4 protein-coding genes and 1 pseudogene are annotated in these 3,796 nt (G+C 49.6%); all 5 read right to left on the bottom strand.

What is annotated here, in order from left to right:
• Positions 1 to 817, bottom strand: a pseudogene (locus JZU62_RS06730) (hypothetical protein); the annotation flags it as partial.
• Entirely contained in the window at positions 814 to 1,548 is a 735-nt protein-coding gene (locus JZU62_RS06725; RefSeq protein ID WP_295013163.1) for a hypothetical protein, read from the bottom strand. The gene JZU62_RS06725 and the pseudogene JZU62_RS06730, both read right to left, overlap by 4 nt.
• Entirely contained in the window at positions 1,541 to 1,936 is a 396-nt protein-coding gene (locus JZU62_RS06720) for a hypothetical protein (RefSeq protein ID WP_295013161.1), read from the bottom strand. Before JZU62_RS06720 ends, JZU62_RS06725 begins: the two co-directional genes overlap by 8 nt.
• Positions 1,933 to 2,766 carry a DUF58 domain-containing protein gene (locus JZU62_RS06715; protein ID WP_295013159.1) on the bottom strand — a complete coding sequence of 278 codons (834 nt, stop codon included), beginning with the start codon at positions 2,764 to 2,766 and terminating at the stop codon, positions 1,933 to 1,935. Before JZU62_RS06715 ends, JZU62_RS06720 begins: the two co-directional genes overlap by 4 nt.
• Positions 2,766 to 3,713 (bottom strand): MoxR family ATPase, encoded by a 948-nt coding sequence (locus tag JZU62_RS06710; protein WP_295013157.1) that lies wholly within the window; start codon positions 3,711 to 3,713, stop codon positions 2,766 to 2,768. Before JZU62_RS06710 ends, JZU62_RS06715 begins: the two co-directional genes overlap by 1 nt.
• Between the last annotated feature and the right edge of the window lie 83 nt (positions 3,714 to 3,796).

Raw genomic sequence — 3,796 nt, 5'->3', positions numbered from 1 at the left:
CGTATGCCGCTTTAGCCTCACGCAACAGCTGAAAATCCAAAATCCCCGCATCCCCTCTTTGCGGGGTGAAACTCAACGCTAGCAGCACCATAGCGACACTGACACTGCTCCGCTTCGACATCGACGAGAGGGCAAAGAGGATCAACACCATCGCCCCTCCCAAAGGATAAAAAAAGAGGGGAATGTGCGCTTGCAGAACGTTTTTCTCTCTCAGTTCCAGAAGTTTTTCGTGCACCTTTTCAACATCCGCAAAAGAGAAGACGGTGATAAAATGCTCACTCACGACCTTTTTTGACGTGATGACTACGCACATATCCGTATCATTTTGAGCCAATTTCTCCTCTAAAATAGTGGGGACAGACGGTTTCGAGGAGGAGGTTAAATGTTGAATCAACTCCGCCAATATCGCCCCGTCATTGCTAAGCGGAGCGATGCGATATACCCGATCATCAAATGAAATCAGTTCTATCTCCTCCCCCAAAACCGAATACAGGCTAGATAATGCCAATGAACGGGTCTGCTCAAAACTCCCCACCCCCCGATCAATAACCAAGGTGATATGAAGTCGTTTCTCCTTGATCGGTGTGGAGCCGATAATCACCGGCTGTGCCATCGCGATAATCAACAGTATCGCCGACATCAGAAAAAGAGTATTACGCCCTTTAAGTCCCATCGTCGTTTCAGGGGCTCGGAGCTTGGCTAGGACTCCTTCGCTCAGCCATCTATTCTGGAGCGGTTTTTGGGTAAGCCAAAAGTAAAATAGGATGAATGTCGGAGGCAATAGCCAGAACAAAAATTCGCTGTGTAAAAAACTCACGCCAGACCCTTTTGATTACGCCCGTACAGATAAAGTAGCATGGCTAAAAATCCCATAAACAAGGGATAAATATAAAAATAGACAAAATATTTTTGTTCCGTTATGACCGTAAACGGAGGGTGAGAGCGATCATTTACCTCCATCCAATATTCATTGGGTTCAATCACGCTCACCTCGACCCCGACGGGGAGCGAACGAACCAAATCCGTCGGCTTTTCGGATAAAATAATCGCCCATCCCCTCGCTTCGGGGGTCGTAGAGAAGAAGCGCTCAACCTCTTTGGTCACTTTTCCCTCGGAGTGTTCGAAAGAGAGTTGTGAGAGTATTGTACTCAGCGCTTCATGATCGCGGCTCATCGGGATCACAACGGGTGAAGCGGTCGGAACATAGAGTGCGAAACGGTCATGATGACGCCGATCAATAAACGATTGAATCTCCGCTACCCTCTCAGGGTTGATGGATTGCGGATCGATCACGAGGAGAATATCATACCCCTCTATCTCCTCTTTGATCTCCCGAACGGGAGACATCAACGCGACGATGAAAAAAGAGATCATCGCCCATTTGGCAACCCACATCCACAAAGGGGGCTTTGTTTCACCCGTTCCAAACAGTGCATTGCGGGGAAAATAGATCGGGTTACTGCGAAGCGGACAGAGTGCCTCACATGCGAGAAAGAAAAAGAGGATAAATCCGAGCTTGGGAAACTGGAAATAAATCCCCTCAAGCATCGATAATCTCTAAATAGAGGCGATAATACCCTATCGTCTCCTCGTCGATCATCTCCACCTTCGGAGCGTATTTGTAGGGGGTCAAACGCTCGAAGAGGTTATGATATGCCTTTTCTGTACGTTCGTTATCGGAGGCAAACACACGTCCGAGTTCACTAATGGTGTACGCGGCACGTTTGGGGTCGGAGAAATCGACCGATGAGAGTGCGTTAAAACGCTCACGGCGGAGATTTACACGACGTTTTCGGATCTGCTTGAGGAGTGCCAAAATAAGCGCCAAGCTCAAAGCAACCGCGATGAGAACCACCGCGATAAAATAGTAAAGTGAATAATCGGGAATCTCCACCAGCGGAGCGATGTCATTTAGCGGGATATTCAAATCTTTCATACTCTCCCCTCAAACAACCGTCGCAACGTCACAATCGCATTCGCATCGGTATAGAGCTTGCTCGCTCGAACCCCCGCTTTTCGAAACGATTCAAAGAGTTCGATGTCATGCGCTCTCACCCGCTCGCGGTAGCGCTTCACACTTTTCTCATTGAAATCCCCCTCCAGTACGGCACCGCTCTCAGGATCGATGAGGGCGCTAAATCCCATCACTTCGGGGTTCTCTTCGGCACGGTCGCGCACGACGATGGCAACCACTTCGTGCTTTCGAGCGAGGAGTCTCAAATCGGGAATCTCGAAAAAATCACCGATCAACACGATCAGAGACCTTCGCTTCGTCCGTCGGTAAAGCTCTTTGATACTATGGGTTAGATCAACACGGTGATGCAGTATCTCCGCATCCAAAACAGACTGTGTCGCCTGCTGTACCGAAAACCGCTTTTTCGCCGGACGAATCTCATTTCGGAGGGTTTCGGAGTAATTCGCGTGGCCGAAAACATCGCCGTTTGCGACCGCAGAGTATCCGATCAATGCCACCGCTTCGGCAACAGACTCGATCTTAAACTTCTGTGATCCGAAATGTAGCCCTCCGCCGAGCAGTGCGACGGTGAGGACATTAAGCTCGCGTTCTTCTCGAAACACTTTAACGAACGGTTTCCCCATCTTCGCCGTAACGTTCCAGTCGATGTGACGGGTATCATCACCGCTGACGTATTCGCGCAGTTCGATGAAATCGTACCCCTCCCCCCGAAACATCGAGGGGTTGTTTCCGATCCGATCCCCGATGATCTGGCGACGGGCTTTGATAAGGATCTGACGAGAGTTGTTCATTATGGAATCGGTACCGCTTTGATGATCTTCTCGATGAGCTCATCGACCGCTATCCCCTCTGCTTCCGCTTCATAAGAGAGGACGAGACGGTGACGCATCAGTTCTTTGATAATCTGCGCAATGTCACTCGGTGTGACAAACTCCCGACCGCGTAAAAACGCTACCGCACGGGAGGCTTTAAACATATCGATACTCACACGGGGAGATGCCCCAAACTGCAAGAACCCTTTGATCTCACCCAATCCAAACGCTTGCGGATCACGTGTCGCGCTAACGAGGCTGATCATGTATCTCTCCACCTCTTCGTCGATGTGGATTGCTTTGACTCTCTCTTTGAGTGCGATCAATTGATCCGCATCGATTACCGCGTTAATAGCATCACCGAGTCCCGATCCGACACGCCGCGCGATGGAGAGCTCCTCTTCGGGGGTGTTGTAGCCGACATTGATTTTGAGCATAAAACGATCGAGTTGCGCTTCAGGGAGTGGATAAACCCCCTCGTTCTCTATTGGGTTCTGCGTCGCCATAACGAGAAACGGAGGGGAGAGTTTAAAACTCTCATCCCCCAGTGTCACCTGTCGCTCCGCCATCACTTCGAGCAATGCCGATTGCACTTTTGCGGGGGCGCGGTTGATCTCATCGGCGAGGAGAAGATTGGTAAAAATTGGCCCTTTTTTGATCTTGAATCCATTGTTTTTCGGATCGTAGACCTCAGCACCCAAAATGTCACTCGGAAGCAAGTCGGGGGTAAATTGCACCCGTTTAAATTCCAACCCAAGCGATTGCGAAAGGGCTTTTACCGTTGTCGTCTTCGCCAGTCCCGGAATCCCCTCGATCAGGATATGCCCATCACACAGCAATCCGATCAACAACCCGTCGATCATTTTTTCCTGTCCGACGACGACTTTGGCTACTTCGGAGCGTATTTGATTAATTGTTTCTATCATAGTGTCACCTTTTTATCTGTTGTGAGTTTACCTTGTTTCTTTTTAGGTTTCTATTTGTGTAGCGACTTATCTCGTCATCCCGT

This window comes from Sulfuricurvum sp., assembly GCF_019163035.1.
GTDB lineage: Bacteria > Campylobacterota > Campylobacteria > Campylobacterales > Sulfurimonadaceae > Sulfuricurvum.
Note: the sequence above shows the minus strand (reverse complement) of the source record. Positions and strands in the feature narration are given on the sequence as shown.